This is a genomic window from Providencia sp. JGM181, from assembly GCF_018257375.1.
Classification (GTDB): domain Bacteria; phylum Pseudomonadota; class Gammaproteobacteria; order Enterobacterales; family Enterobacteriaceae; genus Providencia; species Providencia lanzhouensis.
The window spans coordinates 1-24,481 of record NZ_JAERJY010000043.1 but is presented as its reverse complement, the minus strand read 5'-3'; the positions used below and the strand labels follow the sequence as shown (position 1 = coordinate 24,481).

Genomic DNA, 24,481 nt, shown 5'->3' with positions numbered 1-24,481 from the left:
GAAATAAACTGATTAAAAATGAGACGTATATATCATTTACTCAAATTTGTATGATTTTGCAGCAATGAAATAGATTTAAATATGTTTTACCTGCGTTTTATAAATAAGTGAATTATATCAACTCGTTATTTCTCTTTTTCTTTCCAAGTAAGATTTTTTCCCACTTTTTCTTTTCTAAAACGTTCTGTAAATAAAGCTAAAGCTACGTGCGGCTGGCTTGACAACGTTTTCATACCATTCGTAAACTTTATAAGTGGAGAATTGTGGGGTAAAGTGGGGCAGTTGGAAATAAAGGGGAAAAATCAGGTATGTTTCGTGGGGCTACACTGGTTAATCTCGACAGCAAAGGGCGGCTAACCGTGCCTACTCGTTATCGAGGAATGCTGAGCGAGGAATCGAAAGGGCAAATGGTATGTACCATTGACCTTCACCAGCCATGCCTGCTGCTTTATACCTTACCCGAATGGGAAATCATTGAGGAAAAACTATCTAAGTTATCCACCATGAATCCCGCAGAACGTCGAGTACAGCGCCTTTTACTTGGTCATGCCAGTGAATGTCAGATAGACAATGCAGGACGTCTTTTGCTAGCTAGCACGCTGCGTCAACACGCAGGGCTAACAAAAGAGGTCATGTTGGTGGGCCAAATAAATAAATTTGAAATTTGGGATGAACAGATGTGGTACCAGCAAGTGGAAAATGACATTGCTGCTGAGCGTCTAGCCGACGAACCGCTGTCCGCCCGTCTACAGGATTTGTCACTATAACAATGACACAGCAGCAATTTAAACATGTAACAGTACTGCTCGATGAAGCAGTGAACGGCTTAAATCTTAAACCAAATGGTATCTATATTGATGGCACATTTGGTCGCGGTGGACACTCTCGCTTGATTTTAAGCCAACTGGGAGAACAAGGTCGCTTGATTGCCATTGACCGTGACCCAGAGGCGATTAAAGCCGCTCAAGGAATTGATGACCCACGTTTTATGATTAAGCATGGCCCATTTTCAGCAATTGCAGATTATGTGGAAGAAGAAGGCTTAGTGGGCAAGATTGATGGTGTGTTGCTGGATCTCGGTGTCTCTTCGCCGCAGTTAGATGACCCAGAGCGTGGATTCTCATTTATGCGTGATGGACCACTGGATATGCGAATGGACCCAACGCGTGGTCAATCAGCGCAGCAATGGCTGATGACGGCAGAAGCTGACGACATCGCATGGGTATTAAAAACATTTGGTGAAGAGCGTTTTGCAAAGCGCATCGCAAGAGCCATCGTTGAGCGTAACCATAATCCAGAAGAAGAGCCGCTAACGCGTACGCGCCATTTGGCCGAGCTGATTGCCAAAGTCAGTCCGATTAAAGACCGACACAAGCACCCAGCAACCCGTAGCTTCCAAGCGATTCGTATTTATATCAATAGCGAGCTGGAAGAGATTGAGAAAGCATTAAATGGTGCGATGTCTGTTTTAGCACCTGAAGGGCGTTTATCCGTAATCAGTTTCCATTCATTGGAAGACAGATTAGTAAAACGCTTTATTCGTCAAAACAGTACCGGACCTTCTGTTCCTGCGGGGATCCCGCTGACAGAAGCGCAAATCAAAGAGCTAGGTGCCGCTAAATTACGCGCATTAGGCAAAATGAAGCCTTCCGAGATTGAAGTTGACGAAAACCCACGAGCACGTAGCTCGGTGTTACGTTTTGCAGAGAGAGCGGTAGAGTAATGACACCAGAAAGACACAGTTTAGCCAGAGTCATCGGTCGCGATTTATTTCGTTACGGAATTATTCCGATGATTTTGCTAGCCGCGATAGTGATTAGCGCTGTGTTTGTGGTGACCACCGCTCATGAAACACGATTGCTGACTGCCGCCAAAGATAAGCTGTATGAAGAGAAAGATTTTCTCGATATCGAATGGCGAAATTTGATCCTTGAAGAGAATGCGTTAGCCAGTCACAGCCGTGTTGAGCGTTTATCTGTTGAGAAATTACAAATGGTTCATGTGGAGCCATCCCAAGAAAACATTATTGTTTCCAAGCAATAACGAAGGTTAAGAATGAAAGCAACCAAACCCGCTAAGAACAAGAAAACAGAAGAAGTCACCAGCTTTGTTCGCTGGCGTTTTGTTTTGTTGTGTGGATGTATTGGGTTGGCACTAGCAGGGTTGTTGACTCGCGTTGCGTACCTACAAATTATTGCCCCGGAAAAACTGGTTAAAGAGGGAGACATGCGCTCCCTTCGCGTTCAAGAAGTATCAACGGCTCGAGGAATGATCAGTGACCGTGAAGGTCGCCAATTAGCAGTCAGTGTTCCGGTTAACGCTATCTGGGCTGACCCTAAAGAAGTTTTTGAAAAAGGCGGCGTTAGTAACGATGAACACTGGAAAGCTCTCGCCGATGCATTAGATATTCCTCTTGAACAAATCACCACCAAAATTTCTGCTAACCCGAAAGGGCGCTTTGTTTATCTCGCTCGTCAAGTTAACCCCTCCATCGGTGAATATGTCCGCAAACTAAAAGTTCCGGGGATCTATTTACGTAAAGAATCTCGCCGATATTACCCATCAGGCCCGGTTACTGCCCACTTATTAGGCGTAACAAATATCGATGGTGAAGGCATTGAAGGGGTGGAAAAAAGCTTTAACCGTTGGTTAAAAGGCTCTCCGGGTGAACGTACGGTACGTAAAGACCGTAATGGACGTGTTATTGAGACCGTCTCTTCCGTCGATAGCCAAGCAGCACATAACTTGATGCTCAGTATCGATGAGCGTATTCAATCTATTGTGTATCGCGAGCTGACGAAAGGCGTTCAAGAGAACAAAGCTGAGTCCGGCGTGGCAATCCTGGTGGATGTGAATACAGGGGAAATTTTAGCGATGGCAAATAGTCCATCCTATAACCCAAATAATCTCGCGGGTACGCCGATGGATTTCATGCGTAACCGTGCTATCACGGATATTTTTGAACCGGGTTCAACCGTGAAGCCACTTGTCGTCATGAGTGCGCTACAAAACAAAATTATAAAAGAAAATACCGTATTAAATACCTATCCGTACCGCGTTAATGGTCATGAAATCAAAGACGTTGCGCGTTACGCAGAGTTATCCATTACGGGTATTTTACAGAAGTCGAGTAACGTTGGTGTTTCAAAATTAGCGTTAGCGATGCCTGCTACAGAGCTGGTGGACGTGTATAGCCGCTTTGGGTTTGGCAAGCCGACTAATCTGGGGTTAGTCGGGGAAAGTAGTGGCATCTTTCCAAGTAAAAAAACACGGTGGTCTGATTTAGAAAGGGCCACCTTTTCTTTCGGGTACGGGCAGATGGTGACTCCATTACAACTTGCGCGTGCCTATGCAACGATCGGTAGTTTTGGGATATATCGCCCGTTATCGATTACTAAAGTCGACCCACCTGTTCCGGGGACGCGAGTGTTTCCTGAGCCAATAATGCGCACCGTTGTGCATATGATGGAAAGTGTTGCTCTGCCAGGTGGCGGGGGAACGCGTGCAGCAATTAAAGGCTATCGTATTGCAATTAAAACAGGTACCGCGAAAAAAGTCGGACCTGAAGGGCGCTATATCAACGAATATATCGCTTATACCGCAGGGGTTGCTCCCGCAAGCAACCCGCGCTATGCCCTCGTTGTGTTAATCAACGATCCAAAAGCCGGTAAGTACTACGGAGGTGCAGTATCTGCACCTATCTTTGGTTCTATCATGGGCGGGGTTTTACGTCTCATGAACGTTGAGCCAGATGCATTGCAAACAGACGATAAAAGTGAAATCGTGAACAGTCAAAAAGAGGTTAAAAGTGGCAGATCGTAATCTTTGTGAACTCCTCGCCCCATTTGGTGTGAGTACAACAAATGTCTCTTTACGAGAGATGACGCTAGACAGTCGAAAGGCTGCCGCGGGCGATCTGTTCATTGCGGTAAAAGGCCATCAGTCAGATGGTAGACACTATATTCCTCAAGCTATCGCGCAAGGCGTTTCTGCCGTTATCGCAGAAGCACAAGGCGAAGCAGAAGAAGGCGAAATTCGCTTTATTCATGGTGTGCCTGTCATTTATCTTAACGACCTAAACAACCGTTTATCCGCATTAGCGGGTGAGTTCTACCATCAACCTTCATCCCAAATGAAATTAGTGGGTGTGACGGGAACCAACGGTAAGACCACCACCACGCAATTAATTGCGCAATGGGCAAAAGGATTAGGCGAAACATCAGCAGTGATGGGAACGGTAGGTAATGGGCTGCTGGGGCAAGTTTCTCCAAGTGAGAACACCACGGGCTCCGCCGTTGATATCCAATTAGAACTGACTCAATTACTGAATAAAAAAGCGACGTTGACGGCGATGGAAGTTTCTTCTCATGGCTTGGTGCAAGGTCGTGTTGCTGCGCTGCAATTTGATGCGGCAGTGTTCACTAACTTAAGCCGTGACCATCTTGATTATCATGGTGATATGGCTAATTACGAAGCCGCTAAATGGTTACTGTTTTCTACTCATCAAACTAAAACTCAAATTATTAATGCGGATGATGAAGTCGGGCTGAAGTGGTTGCAGCGTTTGCCGGAAGCTTGTGCCGTGACGATGGAAAATCGTATTCCAGCTAACTGGCAAGGTTCATGGTTAAAAGCCACGGACGTGGACTATCACGATAAAGGCGCAACCATTCATTTCACGTCAAGCTGGGGTGATGGTTCATTTGAAAGCCCATTAATGGGAGCGTTTAACGTAAGCAACTTATTGCTGGCGATGGCAACGCTATTAATGATGGATTACCCATTAGAGCAGCTTTTAGCGACAACAGGCGCATTAATGCCAGTCTGTGGTCGTATGGAAGTGTTCAGCGTCGCAGGCAAGCCAACTGTGGTTGTGGATTATGCACATACCCCTGACGCATTAGAAAAAGCGTTAGCGGCAGCGCGTTTACATTGTAAAGGCAAGCTGTGGTGTGTCTTTGGTTGTGGTGGTGATAGAGACAAAGGTAAACGCCCTCTGATGGGAGCCTCCGCAGAACAATACGCTGATAAAGTGGTGATCACTGACGATAACCCTCGCAGCGAAGATCCGCTGGATATTATCAACGACATCATGGCGGGTATTTTGGATTCTAGCCGAGTATTCGCGATCCCAGGACGCCCAGAAGCCGTTACCAACACTATCTTACAAGCACAACCTGATGATGTGATTTTAGTGGCAGGTAAAGGCCATGAAGATTATCAAATCATTGGTTCTCGCCGTTTAGATTATTCAGACCGCTTGACCGTCGCAAGATTGTTGGGGGTGATGGCATGATCCCGATGACCTTAACCCAACTGGCACAAATCACTCACGGTCGCATTGAAAAAGCGAGCAATAACGAATTAGCGTTATTAAACGTGAGTACCGATAGCCGTAAAATCGACACTAGCTGCCTGTTTATTGCCTTAAAAGGCGAGCGTTTTGATGCCCATGACTTTGCCGCTCAAGTGGTGGATGCGGGTGCGGCCGCACTGTTAGTTGACCATCAACTGGATGTGAACTGCCCGCAGGTGATTGTTGAAGATACGCGTATCGCGATGGGGCAAATCGCCGCTTGGGTTCGCCAACAATCTAAAGCGAGAGTGGTCGGGTTGACGGGCTCTTCCGGCAAAACATCCGTGAAAGAGATGACCGCCTCGATTCTGGCGCAACGCGGTAAAACGTTATATACCGCAGGTAACTTGAATAATGATATTGGTGTTCCACTGACGCTGTTCCGTTTAACGGATAAATACCAATTTGCCGTGATCGAAATGGGGGCTAATCACCCACATGAAATTGAATACACAACCAATATCGTTAAGCCAGAAACGGCATTAGTGAATAACTTATTTGGTGCGCACCTTGCTGGTTTTGGTTCCCCTGAGGGTGTTGCTAAAGCCAAAGGTGAAATCTACCAAGGTCTGCCAGAAGAAGGCACGGCGATTGTGAACTTAGATAGCTACTCGGATAAGTGGCAATTTAAACCTCGTCAAACCGTTTGGTATTACTCGCTGACTGAAAAAGCGGATTTCTATCCTTCAGATATTCAAATCAAACAGCTGACAACCGATTTTACGCTACATACGCCGGTAGGGCAGGTTGAGATCACATTGCCATTACCGGGTGTGCATAACATTGCCAATGTTTTAGCGGCAAGTGCATTAGCCATTTCTGTGGGAGCAACCTTAGAAGATATCAAACAAGGTATAGCTACCACGAAAGCGGTACCTGGGCGTTTATTTCCAGTGAGTTTAAGTGAGACGAAAGTCGTACTGGACGATACCTATAATGCCAATGATGGTTCGATGATTGCGGCGATTAATGTGCTGGCGAAAATGCCGGGCTATCGCATTTTAGTTGTCGGTGACATGGGGGAGCTTGGTGATTATGCCCATGAGTGCCACGAACGTGTTGGTTTAGCCGCGAAGCAAGCGGGTTTGGATAAAGTTCTTAGTGTTGGACAGTTAAGCGAAATCATTAGCCAATCTAGCGAACGTGGCGAGCATTTTACCGCGAAACAAGATTTATTAACCCGACTAATTCCGCTAGCACAGCAGAATGATGTTGTTTCTATTTTAGTTAAAGGTTCACGCAGCTCCGCGATGGAAGATGTCGTGAATGCATTGAAGGAGTGCTTCGAATGTTAGTCTGGTTAGCCGAATTATTGGTTCATAAATTTTCTGCTTTTAACGTCTTCTCCTATTTGACGTTCAGAGCCATTGTCGGTTTGCTGACAGCATTAGTTATTGCTCTGTGGATGGGGCCGCACCTGATAGCTTATTTGCAAAAAATGCAAATTGGGCAAGTGGTACGTAACGAGGGCCCTGAATCTCACTTTAGTAAACGTGGCACGCCAACGATGGGTGGGATTTTAATCCTATTTTCTATCTGCATGTCAGTGCTGTTATGGGCGCGTTTGGATAACCCATACGTCTGGTGTGTGCTGCTGGTTTTAGTGGGCTACGGTATTGTTGGTTTTGTTGATGATTACCGCAAAGTCGTTCGAAAAGACACCCGTGGTTTGATTGCACGTTGGAAATACTTCTGGCAATCAGTATTGGCGCTCGTTGTTGCATTCTCTATGTATGCGATTGGTAAAGATACACCAGCAACTCAGTTAGTGGTTCCATTCTTTAAAGATGTGATGCCGCAATTAGGGGTGTTGTACATCTTACTGGCTTACTTCGTTATCGTTGGAACCAGTAACGCCGTTAACTTAACCGATGGGTTAGACGGTTTAGCGATTATGCCAACCGTGTTTGTTGCCGCAGGTTTTGCGTTAGTCGCATGGGCAACGGGTAACGTTAACTTTGCTAACTATTTACACATTCCATTCTTACCGCACGCGGGAGAATTAGTGATTGTGTGTACGGCGATTGTTGGGGCAGGTTTAGGCTTCTTATGGTTCAACACCTACCCAGCACAAGTATTTATGGGTGATGTAGGCTCTTTGGCATTAGGTGGAGCATTAGGAACTATCGCTGTTTTACTGCGCCAAGAATTCTTATTAGTGATCATGGGCGGTGTGTTTGTGGTTGAAACACTGTCGGTGATTTTACAAGTTGGCTCCTTCAAATTACGTGGTCAACGAATTTTCCGTATGGCACCAATTCACCATCACTATGAATTGAAAGGTTGGCCGGAACCACGCGTTATCGTGCGTTTCTGGATTATCTCTCTCATGTTAGTTCTGATTGGACTAGCAACATTGAAGGTGCGTTAAGATGATTGGTTCACAGGCTCAGCAGTATCAGGGTAAAAACGTAGTGATTATCGGCTTAGGTTTAACCGGGCTTTCCTGCGTTGACTTTTTCCTTGCTCGTGGGGTTGTTCCTCGCGTGATGGATACCCGCGCTGTGCCACCTGGTGTTGATAAACTGCCTGAGAATGTGGCTTGCCATAGTGGTAGCTTAAATAATGAATGGCTGCAACAAGCGGATCTGATTGTTGCCAGCCCAGGCATTGCGTTAGCAACGCCACAGTTACAGGAAGCCGCAAGCAACGGTATTGAGATTGTGGGAGATATTGAGCTGTTCTGTCGTGAGGCGGATGCACCAATTGTCGCAATCACAGGTTCTAATGGTAAAAGCACGGTAACTTCCCTTGTGGGAGAAATGGCGAAAGCAGCTGGAATTTCCGTTGGTGTGGGCGGGAATATTGGTATTCCTGCAGTTTCTTTGCTCAATCAAGGGCATAGCCTGTTTGTGTTGGAACTGTCTAGCTTCCAATTGGAAACTACGTCTAGCCTACGCGCAGCGGCTGCTACCGTGTTGAATGTGACTGAAGATCATATGGATCGCTATCCATTGGGGCTTGAGCAATATCGCGCAGCAAAATTACGTATTTATGATAATGCGCAACACTGCATTGTGAACGCGCAAGACCCGCTAACGCTCCCACATGACCAGAGTGTTAGCCAATACACCAGTTTTGGTTTAAATAGCGGTGATTACTACTTTGATACGCAAAAACGTGTCTTAGTTGCTCAAGGTGAAGAGGTGTTGGATGTGGCGCAAATGCATCTGACTGGGCAGCATAACTATATGAATGCACTGGCTGCATTAGCCTTAGCTGATACCGTGGCAATCCCGCGTGATGCGAGCCTTAAAGTCTTAAAAGAGTATGCCGGTTTAGTTCATCGCTTCCAGTTGGTCTTTTTCAACCGCGGTGTGCGTTGGATTAATGACTCGAAGGCGACCAATGTGGGCAGTACAGAAGCCGCGCTCAATGGTTTACATGTGGATGGCAACATTTACTTATTGCTGGGCGGTGATGGCAAGTCAGCTGATTTTTCTCCGCTCAAAGAATACATTTCGGCGGATAACTACCGTTTGTATTGTTTTGGTCGTGACGGTCAGCAATTAGCGGAACTCGCACCAGAAAAATCTGTGCTGACAGATACGATGGAACAAAGTATGCGCCAAATTGCGCCGTTGTTAAAATCGGGCGACATGGTGCTGTTATCCCCTGCATGTGCCAGCTTAGATCAGTTCAAAAGTTTTGAGCAGCGAGGTGATGTTTTTGCTCAACTCGCTAAGGAGTTAGGTTAATGACCATACCGGGTGCTTTGCGTTTAAAAAACTGGATCATCGGTGAAAAGAATGGCGTGATTTCAGGCACGACGCTCTACGACCGTACATTGGTTTGGTTAGCATTCGGTCTGGCGGCAATCGGCTTCATTATGGTGACCTCCGCATCGATGCCTGTAGGACAACGATTAACGGATGACCCATTCTATTTTGCTAAGCGTGACGTGGTGTATTTGGTCGTCGCATTTCTTCTGGTTTTAGGGGTAATGCGGGTCTCGATGGCAACATGGGAAAAATACAGTTTTATTTTGCTGATGGGCGCATTGGGCATGCTGGCAGTGGTGCTGGTGGCTGGTAGTTCCGTCAACGGGGCATCACGTTGGATTGACATCGGTATTGTGAAAATTCAGCCCGCAGAAATTTCGAAATTCGCGTTGTTTTGTTACGTTTCCAGCTATTTAGTTCGTAAGTCAGATGAAGTGCGCACCAAGTTTTTCGGCTTCGTAAAACCGATGTGTATTTTGATCATGATGGCGTTATTGCTGCTGTTGCAGCCAGACTTAGGAACTGTAGTTGTACTGGTTGTGACTACGTTAGGGTTGCTGTTTTTAGCCGGTGCGCGTTTAGCGCCGTTTATTATCGGTATCGCGGCTTGTGGTGTAGGCGTACTGGCTTTGATTGTCTTTGAACCGTATCGTTTGCGCCGCGTGACATCTTTCTTAAACCCGTGGGATGACCCGTTTGGTAGTGGCTATCAGTTAACGCAATCTTTGATGGCGTTTGGTCGAGGCGAGCTACTTGGTCAAGGTCTGGGCAACTCAGTACAGAAGTTAGAATATTTACCGGAAGCACACACTGACTTTATTTTCTCCGTATTAGCTGAAGAGCTGGGTTATGTAGGTGTGGTTCTGGTGTTACTGATGGTATTCATGCTGGCGTTTAGAGCGATGATGGTAGGACGTAGAGCGCTACTGACAAAGCAATTATTTGGTGGATATCTCGCGTGTGCCATCGGTATTTGGTTTACCTTCCAAGCATTGGTTAACGTGGGTGCTGCGGCAGGCATGTTGCCAACGAAAGGTTTAACACTCCCGTTAATCAGTTACGGGGGTTCGAGTTTATTAGTGATGTCAGCGGCGATCGCTGTGTTACTTAGAATTGATTATGAAACACGACTTGAGAAAGCTCAGGCGTTTGTAAGGAGTTCCAAATGAGTCAGGCAAAAAAATTACTCGTTATGGCAGGCGGAACTGGGGGACACGTTTTTCCCGGCTTAGCTGTGGCGCATTATTTGCAGGCTCAAGGTTGGGAAATTCGCTGGTTAGGTACTGCAGATCGCATGGAAGCCACTTTAGTACCGAAACACGGTATTGATATTGAGTTTATTCAGATCTCAGGTTTAAGAGGCAAAGGCATTGGTGCATTAATTGGTGCACCTTGGCGTATCTATAAAGCCATTCGCCAAGCAAAAACGATTATTCAGCGCTATCAACCTGATGCCGTTCTTGGTATGGGCGGTTATGTGTCTGGCCCTGGTGGTATCGCGGCTTGGCAATGTGGCGTCCCTGTTGTTCTCCATGAACAAAATGGGATCGCGGGATTAACCAATAAATGGTTATCAAAAATTGCTAAACGTGTTTTACAAGCTTTCCCTGGCGCATTCCCTGAGGCACCCGTTGTAGGTAACCCTGTGCGTGAAGATGTATTGGCATTGCCAGCACCGCAAGAGCGCCTAGCAGGGCGCGATGGCGCAATACGCGTATTAGTTGTAGGTGGTAGCCAAGGGGCACGAATTTTAAATCAAGTCATGCCTGTAGTCGCTGGAAATGTGAGCAAACAGTTAAATATATGGCATCAGGCTGGAAAAGGCAGTAAGGAATCGACAGAAGCACTGTATAATGATTGTTTGCAAAATTCAGGCAATTCTGAGTTTAAAGTGACTGAATTTATTGATGATATGGCGCAAGCTTACGCATGGGCTGATATTGTGGTTTGTCGTTCAGGTGCATTAACTGTCAGTGAGATAGCTGCGGCAGGTTTACCTGCAATTTTTGTCCCTTTCCAGCATAAAGACCGCCAACAGTACTGGAATGCACTGCCTTTAGAACAAGCCGGGGCTGCGAAGATTATTGAGCAACCGCAGTTTACATCTGAAGCTGTTGTTGAGTTACTCAATAAGTGGGATAGAGCCGAATTATTGTCGATGGCAGATAAAGCCTATAGCTGTGCCATCACGGATGCAACCGAACGTGTTGCGGCGGTTATTTGCGATGTAGCGAAATAACCTGACCATACAAAATAGAATGTAGACAGAATTTATAGAGAAGCGAAATACAGTGAATACACAACAGTTAGCGAAATTAAGAACATCGGTGCCAGAAATGCGTAGAGTACGGCACATTCATTTTGTCGGCATCGGTGGTGCTGGCATGGGTGGTATCGCTGAAGTGTTGGCTAACGAAGGTTATGAAATTAGTGGTTCAGATTTAGCACCTAATGCAGTGACTCAGCAACTGACTGAGTTAGGCGCCACTATCTATTTTAACCATCGTCCTGAAAACGTTGAAAACGCAAGTGTGGTCGTCGTTTCTACGGCTATTTCTGCAGAGAACCCTGAAATTCAAGCTGCAAAAGAGCTGCGTATCCCAGTGATTCGCCGTGCTGAAATGCTGGCTGAATTAATGCGTTACCGTCATGGTATCGCAGTGGCGGGAACTCACGGTAAAACAACGACAACGGCAATGATTTCTGGGATCTACGCTCAAGCGGGCTTAGACCCAACATTTGTGAATGGCGGATTAGTGAAATCAGCGGGAACCCATGCTCGCTTAGGTAGCAGCCGTTATTTAATCGCTGAAGCGGACGAAAGTGATGCATCATTTTTGCATTTACAGCCACTTGTTGCAGTTGTGACAAATATTGAAGCTGATCACATGGATACCTATCAGGGCAATTTTGAAAACCTGACAGATACTTTCATCAACTTCCTGCATAACTTGCCATTCTATGGCCGTGCAGTGATGTGTATCGATGACCCAGTGATCCGCTCATTATTACCAAAAATCGGTCGTTACATTACCACTTACGGCTTTAGTGACGATGCGGATGTTCGTATCACCAAGTACGAGCAAAAAGGGAATCAAGGCTTTTTCACGATTGCTCGTGAAGGCATGCCAGAATTAACTGTTGTGCTAAATGCACCTGGTCGCCACAATGCGCTCAATGCAACGGCAGCTGTTGCGGTAGCAACCGAAGAAGGCATCGACGATTTACACATTCTGTCCGCACTCGTGGAATTCCAAGGAACAGGTCGTCGTTTCGATTTCCTAGGTAACTACGCGCTGCGTAATGTGAATGGTAAAGAAGGCGAAGTGATGCTGGTGGATGACTATGGTCACCATCCAACAGAAGTGGATGCCACGATTAAAGCCGCTCGCGCAGGCTGGCCAGATAAACGTATCGTTATGGTTTTCCAGCCTCATCGTTATACGCGTACTCGTGACTTATACGATGATTTCGCAAACGTGCTAGGGCAGGTAGATGTCTTGCTAATGCTGGAAGTTTATTCTGCGGGTGAGAAGCCAGTTCCAGGAGCTGATAGCCGCTCATTATGTCGTACAATCCGCGGCCGTGGGCAGGTTGACCCTATTTTTGTGGCAGAACCTGAACAAGTTTCACATATGCTGGCACAAGTTCTTGATGATAACGACTTAATTTTAGTTCAAGGCGCAGGAAATATTGGTAAAATAGCCAAAAACCTAGCAGAAACGAAATTACAGCCACCGATGGTTGAGGAATAAGCATGACAGAAAAAATCGCGGTTCTCTTTGGCGGCACATCTGCTGAACGTGAAGTGTCACTTCAGTCTGGCAATGCTGTATTGGCGGGATTACGCCAAGCGGGCGTTGATGCGCATCCAATTGATACCCAAGATTTTCCTGTTGTGACATTAAAAGAAGCTGGGTTTGATAAAGCGTTTATCGCCTTACATGGTCGTGGCGGGGAAGACGGTACGATCCAAGGAATGCTTGAGTTTCTGGGGCTTCCATACACCGGCAGTGGCGTAATGGCATCTGCACTGAGTATGGATAAACTACGCACCAAACAACTTTGGCAAGGTGCTGGACTAAGTGTTTCTCCATATATTTCACTTAACAAGCAGAAATATACTAATATTAAAAAAGATCAGTTAGCTCAGCAAGTTAAGCACTTAGGACTGCCACTTATCGTTAAACCGAGTTTGGAAGGTTCCAGTGTTGGAATGAGCAAAGTTGATGCTCTGGATGCACTGCCAGAAGCCATTGAGCTTGCTTTCCAATTTGACGATACATTGTTGATTGAAAAGTGGTTAAGTGGTCCTGAGTATACGGTAGCGGTACTGGGGGACGAAGTTTTGCCTTCGATTCGTATTCAGCCACCGGGTATTTTCTATGATTATGAAGCAAAATATTTGTCCGATGAGACTCAATATTTCTGCCCAAGTGGATTAACAAGCGACCTTGAAGCGAAACTGGCAGATATCGCAATGCAAGCTTATCAAGCGGTAGGCTGTCGTGGCTGGGGACGGGTTGATGTGATGCAAGATAGTGACGGGGAATTCTATTTGCTCGAAGTAAATACTTCGCCAGGAATGACCAGTCACAGTTTAGTTCCAATGGCTGCGCGTCAAGCAGGTTTGGATTTTTCGCAGTTAGTGGTACGTATTTTGGAATTGGCTAGTTGATATGTCACAGGCAGCGTTAAACGTAAGGCATCATAATCACAATAGCGGTCAGCAAGATGAAGATCCGCGCTCAAGACCAAGTAATGGGGCTTTTCTGGGCGGATTGATTTTCTTCCTGATGGTTGTCGGCACCATTGTATGGAGCGGCTGGACGGTGATGAACTGGATGAAGGATGCCGATAGGCTGCCAATGTCCAAACTAATATTAACGGGAGAACGCAACTACACTACCAATGACGATGTGCGAAAGGCAATTTTGTCATTAGGTCAGCCGGGAACCTTTATGACGGTGGATGTGAATGCGATTCAAAACCAAATCAGTATGATGCCGTGGATACGCCAAGTGACAGTGCGTAAACAGTGGCCGGATGAATTAAAAATCCATATTGCGGAGTACAAACCCTACGCAAGATGGAATGACCAAAGCATGGTCGACCAAGAAGGGCGCGTATTTACCCTTCCACCGAGTCAAAATGGTAAAGGCGATTATGTGTTGCTGTATGGTCCGCAAGGAAGCCAAACAGAGGTTTTGAAAGAATTTGCTGTGCTAAGTGGTATTTTGGCGAAAAATAACTTGAAACTAAAATCCGTTTCTATGACAGCGCGCCATGCATGGCAGATTATTTTAGATAATGATGTAAGAGTCGAACTTGGGAAAAAAGATGTGTTAGAGCGGTTAAACCGTTTTCTCGAGCTTTATCCGCTTTTACAGCAAACGACTGATAAACGCGTCGACTATGTTGATTTGCGTTATACCAGTGGAGCAGCGGTGGGGTGGGCTCCTTTATTAGTTGACGCACCGCAAGGCTTCCAATAAGACAAATTGCTAATAACTCAAATTAGGCAGATAGGCAGAAGCAAATGATTAAAGCAACGGACAGAAAATTAGTGGTAGGCCTTGAAATTGGAACTTCCAAGGTGTCAGCCCTTGTAGGAGAAATTCTGCCCGATGGTATGGTTAATATTATTGGGGTGGGAAGCTGTCCATCTCGCGGAATGGACAAAGGTGGCGTTAACGATCTTGAGTCGGTTGTTAAATGTGTCCAAAGAGCGATTGACCAAGCTGAATTAATGGCAGATTGCCAAATTTCTTCCGTTTACCTTGCATTATCAGGTAAACATGTGAGCTGCCAAAATGAGATTGGTATGGTTCCAATCTCAGAAGAAGAAGTGACACAAGAAGACGTGGACAGCGTCGTTCACACGGCGAAATCTGTCCGAGTTAAAGACGAACACCGAATTTTGCATGTTATCCCGCAAGAATTCGCGATTGACTACCAAGAAGGCATTAAAAATCCAGTCGGTCTTTCTGGTGTTCGTATGCAAGCTAAAGTTCATCTGATCACTTGCCATAACGATATGGCGAAGAACATTGTGAAAGCTGTTGAGCGTTGCGGGTTAAAAGTTGACCAGCTTATTTTTGCCGGTCTTGCTGCAAGCTATAGTGTATTGACTGAAGATGAGCGTGAATTAGGTGTCTGTGTTGTTGATGTCGGTGGCGGCACAATGGACATGGCGGTTTATACGGGTGGTGCTTTGCGTCATACCAAAGTGATCCCATACGCAGGTAATGTGGTGACAAGTGATATCGCTTACGCATTTGGTACGCCGCCAACAGATGCCGAAGCGATTAAAGTGCGTCACGGTTGTGCAGTCGGTTCGATTGTGAGTAAAGATGAAACGGTGGAAGTACCGAGTGTTGGCGGTCGTCCACCGAGAAGTTTACAGCGTCAAACCTTAGCGGAAGTGATTGAGCCACGGTATACTGAGCTGTTAAATTTAGTGAATGAAGAAATTTTAAATTTACAGGAACAGTTACGTCAGCAAGGTGTCAAACACCACTTAGCGGCAGGGATAGTTTTGACGGGTGGGGCAGCACAGATTGACGGGCTAGTTGAATGCGCTCAAAAAGTGTTCCATACACAGGTCAGAATCGGTACCCCACTTAATATAACAGGATTAACGGATTATGCTCAGGAGCCGTACTACTCCACAGCGGTAGGGCTTCTGCATTACGGTAAAGAAAGCCACCTTGGCGATGATACCGAGACGGAAAAACGTGCTTCAGTTAGCGGGTGGTTTAGTAAGCTCACCAGCTGGCTGAGAAAAGAATTTTAATTTTTATTTAGAAGCATATTATTAGCTTCAATAGTAAGCACAAAACGGAGAGACATTATGTTTGAACCAATGGAGCTAACCAACGATGCGGTGATTAAAGTCATCGGCGTTGGCGGCGGCGGCGGAAATGCCGTTGAACACATGGTACGCGAGCGCATCGAGGGTGTTGAATTCTTCGCAGTCAACACCGACGCACAAGCCCTGCGTAAAACCGCAGTCGGACAAACCATTCAGATCGGTACCGGTATTACTAAAGGTCTGGGTGCGGGTGCAAACCCAGAAGTCGGCCGTAATGCGGCAGAAGAAGACCGTGAAGCACTGCGCAATGCTCTTGATGGCGCAGATATGGTGTTCATCGCTGCAGGCATGGGCGGTGGTACTGGTACGGGGGCAGCGCCAGTCGTTGCTGAAGTGGCTAAAGAATTAGGTATCCTCACCGTTGCGGTCGTGACTAAGCCATTCAATTTCGAAGGCAAAAAGCGTATGGCATTCGCGGAAGCGGGTATCACTGAGCTGTCTAAGCACGTTGACTCGCTGATCACTATCCCTAACGACAAGTTACTGAAAGTACTTGGTCGTGGTATCTCTTTACTGGATGCTTTTGGTGCGGCTAACGACGTATTAAAAGGTGCAGTTCAAGGTATCGCTGAGCTGATCACTCGCCCAGGCTTAATGAACGTGGACTTTGCTGACGTACGTACTGTGATGTCAGAAATGGGCTACGCGATGATGGGTTCAGGTGTCGCTCGTGGCGAAGATAGAGCGGAAGAAGCTGCTGAAATGGCAATTTCTAGCCCACTTCTGGAAGATATCGACCTGTCTGGTGCGCGCGGTGTTCTGGTCAACATCACTGCTGGTTTTGACCTGCGCTTGGATGAGTTTGAAACAGTGGGTAATACCATTCGTGCATTCGCATCAGATAATGCGACTGTCGTAATCGGTACCTCTTTAGACCCAGAAATGCATGAAGAATTGCGCGTGACTGTTGTTGCTACTGGTATTGGTATGGACAAGCGTCCAGAAATTACTTTAGTGAGCAATAAAATGTCTCAGCAAGCTTCTATGGAGCAACGCTATCAGCAAATGCAAAATAGCATGTCTTCATTAAATGATGAAAAACCAGCTGCAAAAGCTGTTAACGACCAAAATACACAAGTAAATAAAGAGCCGGATTACTTAGATATCCCAGCTTTCTTGCGTAAACAGGCCGATTAATTTTTAATTAGATTGGTTTTTCCGCTTTTTGTGCTAAAATTTTCTACTGGTTATCAATTAAGATAGCCAGTAGGACTTATAACATTGCGAGAAAATACGATGATCAAACAACGGACACTTAAACGTATTATTAAAGCGACTGGTGTTGGTTTACATACCGGCAAGAAAGTTACGCTTACTTTACGTCCGGCACCGGCCAATACCGGGGTCATCTACCGTCGTACTGACCTTAATCCACCGGTAGATTTTCCGGCAGATGCGAAATCAGTTCGCGATACGATGTTATGTACTTGCTTAGTCAACGAAGATAACGTACGTATTTCGACGGTTGAACATTTGAATGCTGCTTTAGCAGGATTAGGCATCGATAACATTGTTATTGAAGTCAATGCGCCTGAAATCCCGATTATGGATGGCAGTGCTGCACCGTTTGTTTTCTTACTGCTAGATGGCGGTATTGAAGAATTAAATTGTGCGAAGAAATTCTTACGCATTAAAGAAACTGTACGTGTTGAAGATGGTGATAAGTGGGCAGAAATGTCTCCATACAATGGCTTTAGCCTTGATTTCACTATTGATTTTCAACACCCTGCAATTGATAGCAGCACGCAACGCTATGCAATGGATTTCTCTGCGGAATCTTTTGTAAACCAAATTAGCCGCGCGCGTACCTTCGGTTTCATGCGTGACATTGAATATCTGCAATCGAAAGGCCTATGCTTAGGCGGTAGTTTTGACTGTGCTATCGTCGTTGATGACTATAAAGTGCTCAACGAAGATGGTTTACGCTTTGAAGATGAATTCGTTCGTCACAAAATGCTCGATGCAATTGGTGACTTATTCATGTGTGGACATAACATTATTGGTGCATTTACTGCATTCAAATCTGGCCATGCATTGAATAACAAATTGCTGCAAGCGGTTCTGGCTAAAGAATCTGCTTGGGATCTGGTCACCTTTGAAGACGAAGCTGAATTACCTCTGGCATTCAAAGCGCCTTCGACTGTATTCGCATAATAGTTTCTATTATGCGGCTATCTCTGCCAGTCAGAGTTAGCCTTTTCTGTTGGTTGCATTAGTACTCTCTCCGGCTAATGCAGCCAGCCGCTCAAACTTCTCTTTTAATCCCTTCGGACTCTTTTTCGCTAATCGTAATAACTGCTCTGCGGTTTGCGTACTAATCTTTCTTTGATTGCGATTTTCTTTTTGATTCACTGATTGCTTATTCAATGAGCTATTTTGCTTAGATTTTCGTATAAGATCGGGGTTGATTCTGATGTCGATGGAAGATAAAGATGGTAGAATAGACGACCTTAGCGCTGAAAGAAGGTTTATTTTTTCATAGTTAAGGCGGGTCATCCAACTGGCATTAGCCACTTCGATAACCATAATGTTATTACGGTAGTTTGCCACCCGACACATGGGTTTAATTTCCGCTGGCAGCAAACTTTTTACAACACGATTCAATTTTAGAATAGCTTTTGCATTTCGCTGAATAGTTTGTAAAGTGTTTGATGTTTTTGCCAGAGACTCTTCGAGAACATCGAAAAGTGCCTGTGGATGACTATCTCTCATTGTGAACTCTCATTTTACGCGATTGCTAAAGATGTCAGAACATAATTGGGAATCATACTTTAATCTATAAATTATATAAGAGTTTGATGGGCATTTTAAATTTTTGGCGACATTTAGGTAGACGATACTTCTGGTCCCACCTGTTATTAGGTGTTGTGGCTACGGGTGTTGGCTTGCCTACAATTTTAAATGCCTTATCAGAATCTCAGCAGGCTCAAGTTAATTCTGCGCCAGCCAATCGACAAAGCCAAGCTGTAAATGCTTTCGATAACTTATTTGCTCAGCAGAATTCTCAACGCTCTTCATCCTCATCTTCTTACTCCGTCAATTACTGGCAGCAGCATGCGGTACGTAATGTTATCCGCCAACTGACTTTTGCCTTTTCAGCTACAGAAGATGAAGATACCGATAAAAGTAAGCTACAAAAAGAGACGCTATTTGCCCCTCAATTAATGTTAGATACGCTGTACGCAATGTTAGCGCAGCGATCTTTACAATGGGATGTGGCAACGACTCAAGCTAGCGAACATATCTACCCTCTCTTTACTGTTTATCAGCCCGCGATTTGGGTTGCTCAGGTACACGGCATTCGGGCTGGACCCTTTTTTGCTTAAATCCATTTAACGATGTTAAGCCTACCATTGGGGCGTTTCTCATCGTGTCAAAAATCATCGATTCAAATAATTAATTGATTTACCTGAGAAAAAATATGTTAACTAAATTATTAACCAAAGTATTTGGTAGCCGTAATGACCGTACTCTGCGCCGTCTGCGTAAAGAAGTGGAAAAAATTAACAAGCTAGAGCCTGAGTTTGAGAAATTATCGGATGACGAGCTGAAAGCCAAAACCGTAGAATTTCGTGAGCGTTTAAAACAAGGCGAAAGTATTGAAAATATGATCCCTGAAGCGTTTGCGACAGTGCGTGAAGCAAGTAAACGTGTCTTCGGTATGCGTCACTTCGACGTTCAGTTAATCGGTGGTATGGTACTGAACGAGCGCTGCATCGCAGAAATGCGTACAGGTGAAGGTAAAACATTAACTGCAACGCTGCCAGCATACATTAACGCATTATCAGGCAAAGGGGTTCACGTTGTTACGGTGAACGACTACCTAGCAAAACGAGATGCGGAAAATAACCGTCCATTATTCGAGTTTTTAGGCTTAACCGTTGGTATTAACTTATCGGGTATGGCTCCACCTGCTAAGCGCCAAGCTTATGCGGAAGATATTACTTACGGTACCAACAATGAGTTTGGTTTCGACTATCTACGTGACAACATGGCATTTAGCCCTGAAGATCGCGTTCAACGTAAATTGCATTACGCATTAGTGGATGAGGTGGACTCCATTCTTATCGATGAAGCGCGTACGCCACTGATCATTTCTGGTCCTGCGGAAGATAGCTCAGACCTGTATATTAAAGTGGATAAACTGATCCCGAAATTAGTTCGCCAAGAAAAAGAAGACTCGGACACTTTCCAAGGCGAAGGTCACTTCTCTGTTGATGAAAAATCTCGTCAGGTAACAATCACAGAACGCGGTCTAGTTCTTGTTGAAGAATTACTAGCAAAAGCAGGTTTAATGGATGAAGGTGAATCGCTTTATTCACCATCAAACATCATGCTGATGCACCACGTCATGGCGGGTTTACGTGCCCACGCGCTGTTTACTCGTGATGTTGATTATATTGTTAAAGATAACCAAGTTATCATTGTCGACGAGCATACTGGCCGTACAATGGAAGGGCGCCGTTGGTCTGATGGTCTGCACCAAGCTGTTGAAGCAAAAGAAGGTGTTGAGATCCATAATGAAAACCAAACATTGGCATCGATTACTTTCCAGAACTATTTCCGTTTATACGAAAAACTAGCGGGTATGACCGGTACTGCGGATACCGAAGCATTCGAATTTAGCTCAATCTATAAGCTGGATACGATTGTTATCCCAACTAACCGTCCAATGGTTCGTAAAGACATGCCTGACTTAGTCTATATGACTGAAGCAGACAAATTTGAAGCAATTATTGAAGATATCCGTGATAAAACCGCCAAAGGTCAGCCAGTTCTGGTTGGTACTATTTCGATTGAAAAATCTGAATTAATTTCTCATGCGCTGACTAAAGCAAAAATTGCTCATAACGTCTTGAATGCGAAATTCCACGCAATGGAAGCTGACATTATTGCTAACGCGGGGCAAAAAAGCGCTGTAACCATCGCAACTAACATGGCGGGTCGTGGTACCGATATCATGTTAGGGGGAAGCTGGCAGTCAGAAGTGGCTGCGTTAGAGAACCCAACGCAAGAACAAATTGATGAAATCAAAGCGAACTGGAAAATTCGTCACGATGAAGTGTTAGCTGCTGGTGGTTTACATATCATCGGTACAGAGCGCCATGAATCTCGCCGTATCGATAACCAGTTACGTGGTCGTGCGGGACGTCAAGGTGATGCTGGTTCATCACGTTTCTATCTATCAATGGAAGATGCTTTAATGCGTATCTTCGCATCAGACCGTGTAACGGGCATGATGAAAAAACTGGGTATGAAACCGGGCGAAGCTATTGAACACCCTTGGGTCACAAAAGCAATTGCTAACGCACAGCGTAAAGTTGAAAGCCGTAACTTTGATATTCGTAAACAATTACTTGAGTATGATGATGTGGCAAGTGACCAACGTCGTGCTATCTATACTCAGCGTAATGAATTGCTGGATGGCGGCGATATTAAAGAAACCGTAGACAGCATTCGTGAAGATGTATTTACCACTATTATTGATGCATATATTCCGCCTCAATCACTTGAAGAAATGTGGGACATTGATGGTTTGCAAAAACGTTTAGTGAACGATTTTGACCTCGACTTACCAATTCAAGAGTGGTTAGACAAAGAGCCTGAACTTCACGAAGAAACCTTGCGTGAGCGTATCATGGAAAAAGCGATTGAAATTTACCAACGTAAAGAAGAAATCGTTAGCTCTGAAGCCATGCGTAATTTCGAAAAAGGCGTTATGTTGCAAACGCTGGATACATTATGGAAAGAGCATTTGGCTTCCATGGACTATTTACGTCAAGGTATCCATTTACGTGGTTATGCACAAAAAGATCCAAAACAAGAATACAAGCGTGAATCCTTCAGTATGTTTGCCAATATGTTGGAAGCATTGAAATATGAAGTGATCAGTACCTTGTCAAAAGTACAAGTACGTTTACCGGAAGAGGTTGAAGCGTTAGAGCAACAACGTCGTGAAGAAGCTGAACGTCTGGCGAAGAAACAGCATTTAAGCCATGAGGCAGAAGCTGAATCTCTAATGACAGAAGCAGAAGCGAAGATTGCAACCCAAGGTAATAAAATTGGTCGTAATGATCCATGTCCTTGTGGTTCTGGTAAAAAATACAAGCAGTGCCACGGCCGCTTAAACTAATTTAGAATTCAGTAAATAATCAATAAAGGCGGGGAAACCCGCCTTTTTAGTGAAGAAATTATGGAAAAAAAACATCTGCATATTGCCGCTGGGATCATTCGTAATTCTCAGCAACATATTTTTATTACTCAGCGACCTGAAGGTACTCACATGGCTGGGTTTTGGGAATTTCCTGGTGGGAAGCTAGAAAAAGGGGAAGACCCGAAGGACGCACTGATCCGCGAATTGGAAGAAGAAGTGGGTATTGCGGTGATTGACTGTGATTTATTCCATCAAGTTGATCATGAATTTGACGATAGATTTATTACGCTCTACTTCTTTATGGTTTCAGACTGGGAAAATGATCCCTATGGAAAAGAAGGGCAAAAATCACGTTGGGTTGAGCAGCAAAGCTTAGTCGCTGAAGAGTTTCCACCGGCTAATCGCGTGATTGTTGATATGCTAACGAAGAACGCATAACAGCAAGTCGTTAGTAATGAAGATGAAAATAGCCTAATGCAGATATTTGGCTATTTTCATTATCAACACAGATAAAGTGGAATTAATGCTCAGGTGCTTCACTCCAATTATCGCTATCGGAAATATCACCTTGGCTTTCAATGCGTTTTTCTTCTGCGGCCCACTCGCCTAGATCAATCAATTGACATCTCTTACTGCAAAATGGACGGAAAGGGCTGGATTCATTCCAAGTCACGACTTTTTGGCAAGTCGGACAATTGACTTCAATAATTTCATTCATACATGGACTCTCAAACTAACAACAGGCTAACTGAAAACGAATTACGTCTGGGAGTATACCATTCTCGCTATCGATATGAAGAAAACGTAAGGCAAAACGCGTTTTATGCCCTGAAATTTGAGGGTATATCAAATGCTCTGGCGATAACTTAATACGTAAAAGCTCTTTTCCTTCGACATTACCTTGAAAGAAACCATTGTGAGATTCGGCAGATTCAAAACTTCCATTTTGACGGATTAGTGATAACACGGCTTGTAAGGCATCTTGCAGAGGATCTAAGCTATTTAGCCAGCTTTTGATTTCATTATCTCTATCTGATTGAGGAATATTTAGCCACAGTTGAAGGGTGGGCAAATCAAAGCTACAGCATCCACCGGGAATACTGAGGCGTTGGCGAACCATACTAATAATTTTATCGTTACGTAGCTGATGACCAAATCGAGGTGCGGACATTAAACAGCTTATTTTTGGTGTTAGGTCATTTAAAAGAGAGGTGATTAATGTTTTATCAACATTTGGGGCATCGGCCCAACTGAGTAGCCTACTTTTTTGTTTTTCGAGTTCTTTGATCAGATCAGTACGAACTTCACCTCTATCCAAAATTTCAATCAGTTCAGAAACAGAGCGGAAAAAAGCGATTCCAGAAGAGTAGGAAGTGATATGGCTCTGTTCATAGATTTGCATTAATAATGTTTCAAGCCGCAGCCAAGAACGAATTTTTTCATTCATTGGATATTCATAAGTAACCAAAGTCGTTTCGATTTTTTCGCTCATGCTCATTCCTATTCTTTTTGTGCTGCAAGTGCTAGGTATTGTTTGTGTAGTTCTGCAACTCTATTTGGCAGCTCAGTATTATTTGTATGATTAGTGATGGTGTCGTCAGCATACGACAACCTTTCTTCTCGAGATGCTTGAGCATTTAATATATTAATAACATGCTCTAGGTTAGTATCATCGCGTTTGATGGTTCTCTCTATTTGCTCTTCTCTTGTTACATCTACGACAAGAACACGATCTGCTAAATGCGAAATTTTATTTTCAATAAGCAGGGGGACTACCCATAAAACATAAGGATAGTTAACCTGCTGAAGTTGTTTCTGTGTTTCTTGTTGTATCAAAGGATGAAGCAGTGCATTTAGCCACGCTTTTTCTTTTGGTTCGGAAAAAACAACTGACCGTAAAAAACCTCTATTTAAGGTGCCATCATGGTTTAACACGTTTTGACCAAAGTGCTGCTGAATGCTGATCAATGCAGGGGTATTAGGTTCAACCACTTGGCGTGCGATGATATCAGCATCAACAAGGGGTACCCCAAGTTTAGCAAATTCGTTGGCAACGGTTGTTTTACCGCTTCCTATCCCCCCTGTGAGGGCAACTATATAAGACATAAATGATTCATTAGTTCACGGGAAATAAGTCAGGTTACACTGAAAGTTTTAATTTGTCTGTATACAATTGAGTCAAGTTATCATGTTATGGATATATGTGTGATTCCAATCTATTTTTACTATCCAAATTAAACTACTTTCTTTAGGAAATAAGTTACATTCCAGAGATGACTGAGCCTAATTTAAATATTGGTAAATACATTGCAAACATTATTAGGCAGATAATGATAGCTATAAATAAGAGTAATATAGGTTCAAGGTTCTTAAGG

The 24,481-nt window shown here is 44.5% G+C and carries 23 protein-coding genes; 19 read left to right on the top strand and 4 right to left on the bottom strand.

All coding sequences use genetic code 11. The features are described 5' to 3' along the window. Positions 1-308 precede the first annotated feature (308 nt). The 16 genes from mraZ (at position 309) to lpxC (ending at position 18,106) form a co-directional block, all read left to right on the top strand. Complete coding sequence (gene mraZ / locus JK188_RS08085) at positions 309-767, top strand: division/cell wall cluster transcriptional repressor MraZ (RefSeq protein WP_036951207.1); 459 nt, start codon at positions 309-311, stop codon at positions 765-767. Positions 768-769: 2 nt separating this feature from the next. Next, on the top strand, positions 770-1,723 hold the full coding sequence (gene rsmH / locus JK188_RS08080; RefSeq protein WP_108478287.1) for a 16S rRNA (cytosine(1402)-N(4))-methyltransferase RsmH: 954 nt from the start codon (positions 770-772) through the stop codon (positions 1,721-1,723). Further along, a complete protein-coding gene (ftsL, locus tag JK188_RS08075; protein ID WP_036951205.1) occupies positions 1,723-2,043 on the top strand; it encodes a cell division protein FtsL in 321 nt (106 codons plus the stop codon). Before rsmH ends, ftsL begins: the two co-directional genes overlap by 1 nt. 12 nt (positions 2,044-2,055) lie before the next feature. After that, positions 2,056-3,822 carry a peptidoglycan glycosyltransferase FtsI gene (ftsI, locus tag JK188_RS08070; protein ID WP_036951204.1) on the top strand — a complete coding sequence of 589 codons (1,767 nt, stop codon included), beginning with the start codon at positions 2,056-2,058 and terminating at the stop codon, positions 3,820-3,822. After that, positions 3,809-5,296: a UDP-N-acetylmuramoyl-L-alanyl-D-glutamate--2,6-diaminopimelate ligase gene (gene murE, locus JK188_RS08065; protein ID WP_211886309.1), complete on the top strand. Its 1,488-nt coding sequence runs from the start codon at positions 3,809-3,811 to the stop codon at positions 5,294-5,296. The genes ftsI and murE overlap by 14 nt, the downstream gene beginning before the upstream one ends. Next, positions 5,293-6,651: a UDP-N-acetylmuramoyl-tripeptide--D-alanyl-D-alanine ligase gene (gene murF / locus JK188_RS08060; protein WP_211886302.1), complete on the top strand. Its 1,359-nt coding sequence runs from the start codon at positions 5,293-5,295 to the stop codon at positions 6,649-6,651. Before murE ends, murF begins: the two co-directional genes overlap by 4 nt. Further along, positions 6,645-7,727: a phospho-N-acetylmuramoyl-pentapeptide-transferase gene (mraY, locus tag JK188_RS08055; RefSeq protein ID WP_036951201.1), complete on the top strand. Its 1,083-nt coding sequence runs from the start codon at positions 6,645-6,647 to the stop codon at positions 7,725-7,727. The genes murF and mraY overlap by 7 nt, the downstream gene beginning before the upstream one ends. A 1-nt stretch (position 7,728) precedes the next feature. Next, positions 7,729-9,054, top strand: coding sequence for a UDP-N-acetylmuramoyl-L-alanine--D-glutamate ligase (gene murD, locus JK188_RS08050; RefSeq protein ID WP_211886300.1), 1,326 nt, complete (start codon positions 7,729-7,731; stop codon positions 9,052-9,054). Further along, positions 9,054-10,247, top strand: a complete 1,194-nt coding sequence (gene ftsW, locus JK188_RS08045; protein ID WP_036951199.1) for a cell division protein FtsW — start codon at positions 9,054-9,056, stop codon at positions 10,245-10,247. Before murD ends, ftsW begins: the two co-directional genes overlap by 1 nt. Then, positions 10,244-11,317: an undecaprenyldiphospho-muramoylpentapeptide beta-N-acetylglucosaminyltransferase gene (gene murG / locus JK188_RS08040; protein ID WP_211886298.1), complete on the top strand. Its 1,074-nt coding sequence runs from the start codon at positions 10,244-10,246 to the stop codon at positions 11,315-11,317. The genes ftsW and murG overlap by 4 nt, the downstream gene beginning before the upstream one ends. A gap of 97 nt (positions 11,318-11,414) precedes the next feature. Beyond that, positions 11,415-12,833 (top strand): UDP-N-acetylmuramate--L-alanine ligase, encoded by a 1,419-nt coding sequence (gene murC / locus JK188_RS08035; protein WP_154600130.1) that lies wholly within the window; start codon positions 11,415-11,417, stop codon positions 12,831-12,833. 2 nt (positions 12,834-12,835) lie between these two features. Beyond that, positions 12,836-13,756 (top strand): D-alanine--D-alanine ligase, encoded by a 921-nt coding sequence (locus JK188_RS08030; protein WP_211886297.1) that lies wholly within the window; start codon positions 12,836-12,838, stop codon positions 13,754-13,756. A gap of 1 nt (position 13,757) precedes the next feature. After that, entirely contained in the window at positions 13,758-14,573 is an 816-nt protein-coding gene (ftsQ, locus tag JK188_RS08025; protein ID WP_211886295.1) for a cell division protein FtsQ, read from the top strand. A gap of 44 nt (positions 14,574-14,617) precedes the next feature. Further along, the gene (gene ftsA / locus JK188_RS08020; RefSeq protein WP_036951194.1) at positions 14,618-15,874 is read left to right on the top strand and encodes a cell division protein FtsA; all 1,257 of its coding nucleotides are present in this window, start codon (positions 14,618-14,620) and stop codon (positions 15,872-15,874) included. Between the two features lie 57 nt (positions 15,875-15,931). Further along, positions 15,932-17,089, top strand: a complete 1,158-nt coding sequence (gene ftsZ, locus JK188_RS08015; RefSeq protein ID WP_036951193.1) for a cell division protein FtsZ — start codon at positions 15,932-15,934, stop codon at positions 17,087-17,089. Between the two features lie 99 nt (positions 17,090-17,188). Beyond that, the gene (lpxC, locus tag JK188_RS08010) at positions 17,189-18,106 is read left to right on the top strand and encodes a UDP-3-O-acyl-N-acetylglucosamine deacetylase (protein WP_006660764.1); all 918 of its coding nucleotides are present in this window, start codon (positions 17,189-17,191) and stop codon (positions 18,104-18,106) included. 36 nt (positions 18,107-18,142) lie between these two features. On the opposite strand, the gene JK188_RS08005 is transcribed toward lpxC, so the two are convergent. Further along, positions 18,143-18,664 (bottom strand): DUF721 domain-containing protein, encoded by a 522-nt coding sequence (locus tag JK188_RS08005; RefSeq protein ID WP_211886293.1) that lies wholly within the window; start codon positions 18,662-18,664, stop codon positions 18,143-18,145. 86 nt (positions 18,665-18,750) lie between these two features. Between JK188_RS08005 and secM the strand changes: the two genes are divergently transcribed. The 3 genes from secM (at position 18,751) to mutT (ending at position 22,544) form a co-directional block, all read left to right on the top strand. Next, on the top strand, positions 18,751-19,278 hold the full coding sequence (gene secM / locus JK188_RS08000; RefSeq protein ID WP_154600046.1) for a secA translation cis-regulator SecM: 528 nt from the start codon (positions 18,751-18,753) through the stop codon (positions 19,276-19,278). Positions 19,279-19,373: 95 nt separating this feature from the next. After that, entirely contained in the window at positions 19,374-22,085 is a 2,712-nt protein-coding gene (gene secA, locus JK188_RS07995; protein ID WP_036951189.1) for a preprotein translocase subunit SecA, read from the top strand. Between the two features lie 60 nt (positions 22,086-22,145). Continuing rightward, positions 22,146-22,544, top strand: coding sequence for an 8-oxo-dGTP diphosphatase MutT (gene mutT / locus JK188_RS07990; protein WP_211886292.1), 399 nt, complete (start codon positions 22,146-22,148; stop codon positions 22,542-22,544). An 82-nt stretch (positions 22,545-22,626) separates the two neighbouring features. Here the strand turns inward: mutT and yacG are convergent, their stop codons facing one another. From yacG to coaE, 3 genes are read right to left on the bottom strand one after another with little or no spacing between them, the layout of a single operon-like run. Then, a complete protein-coding gene (gene yacG / locus JK188_RS07985; protein WP_132495795.1) occupies positions 22,627-22,824 on the bottom strand; it encodes a DNA gyrase inhibitor YacG in 198 nt (65 codons plus the stop codon). A gap of 15 nt (positions 22,825-22,839) precedes the next feature. Beyond that, positions 22,840-23,598 (bottom strand): cell division protein ZapD, encoded by a 759-nt coding sequence (zapD, locus tag JK188_RS07980; protein WP_211886291.1) that lies wholly within the window; start codon positions 23,596-23,598, stop codon positions 22,840-22,842. Positions 23,599-23,606: 8 nt separating this feature from the next. Continuing rightward, positions 23,607-24,212, bottom strand: a complete 606-nt coding sequence (coaE, locus tag JK188_RS07975; protein WP_211886289.1) for a dephospho-CoA kinase — start codon at positions 24,210-24,212, stop codon at positions 23,607-23,609. Positions 24,213-24,481 lie beyond the last annotated feature (269 nt).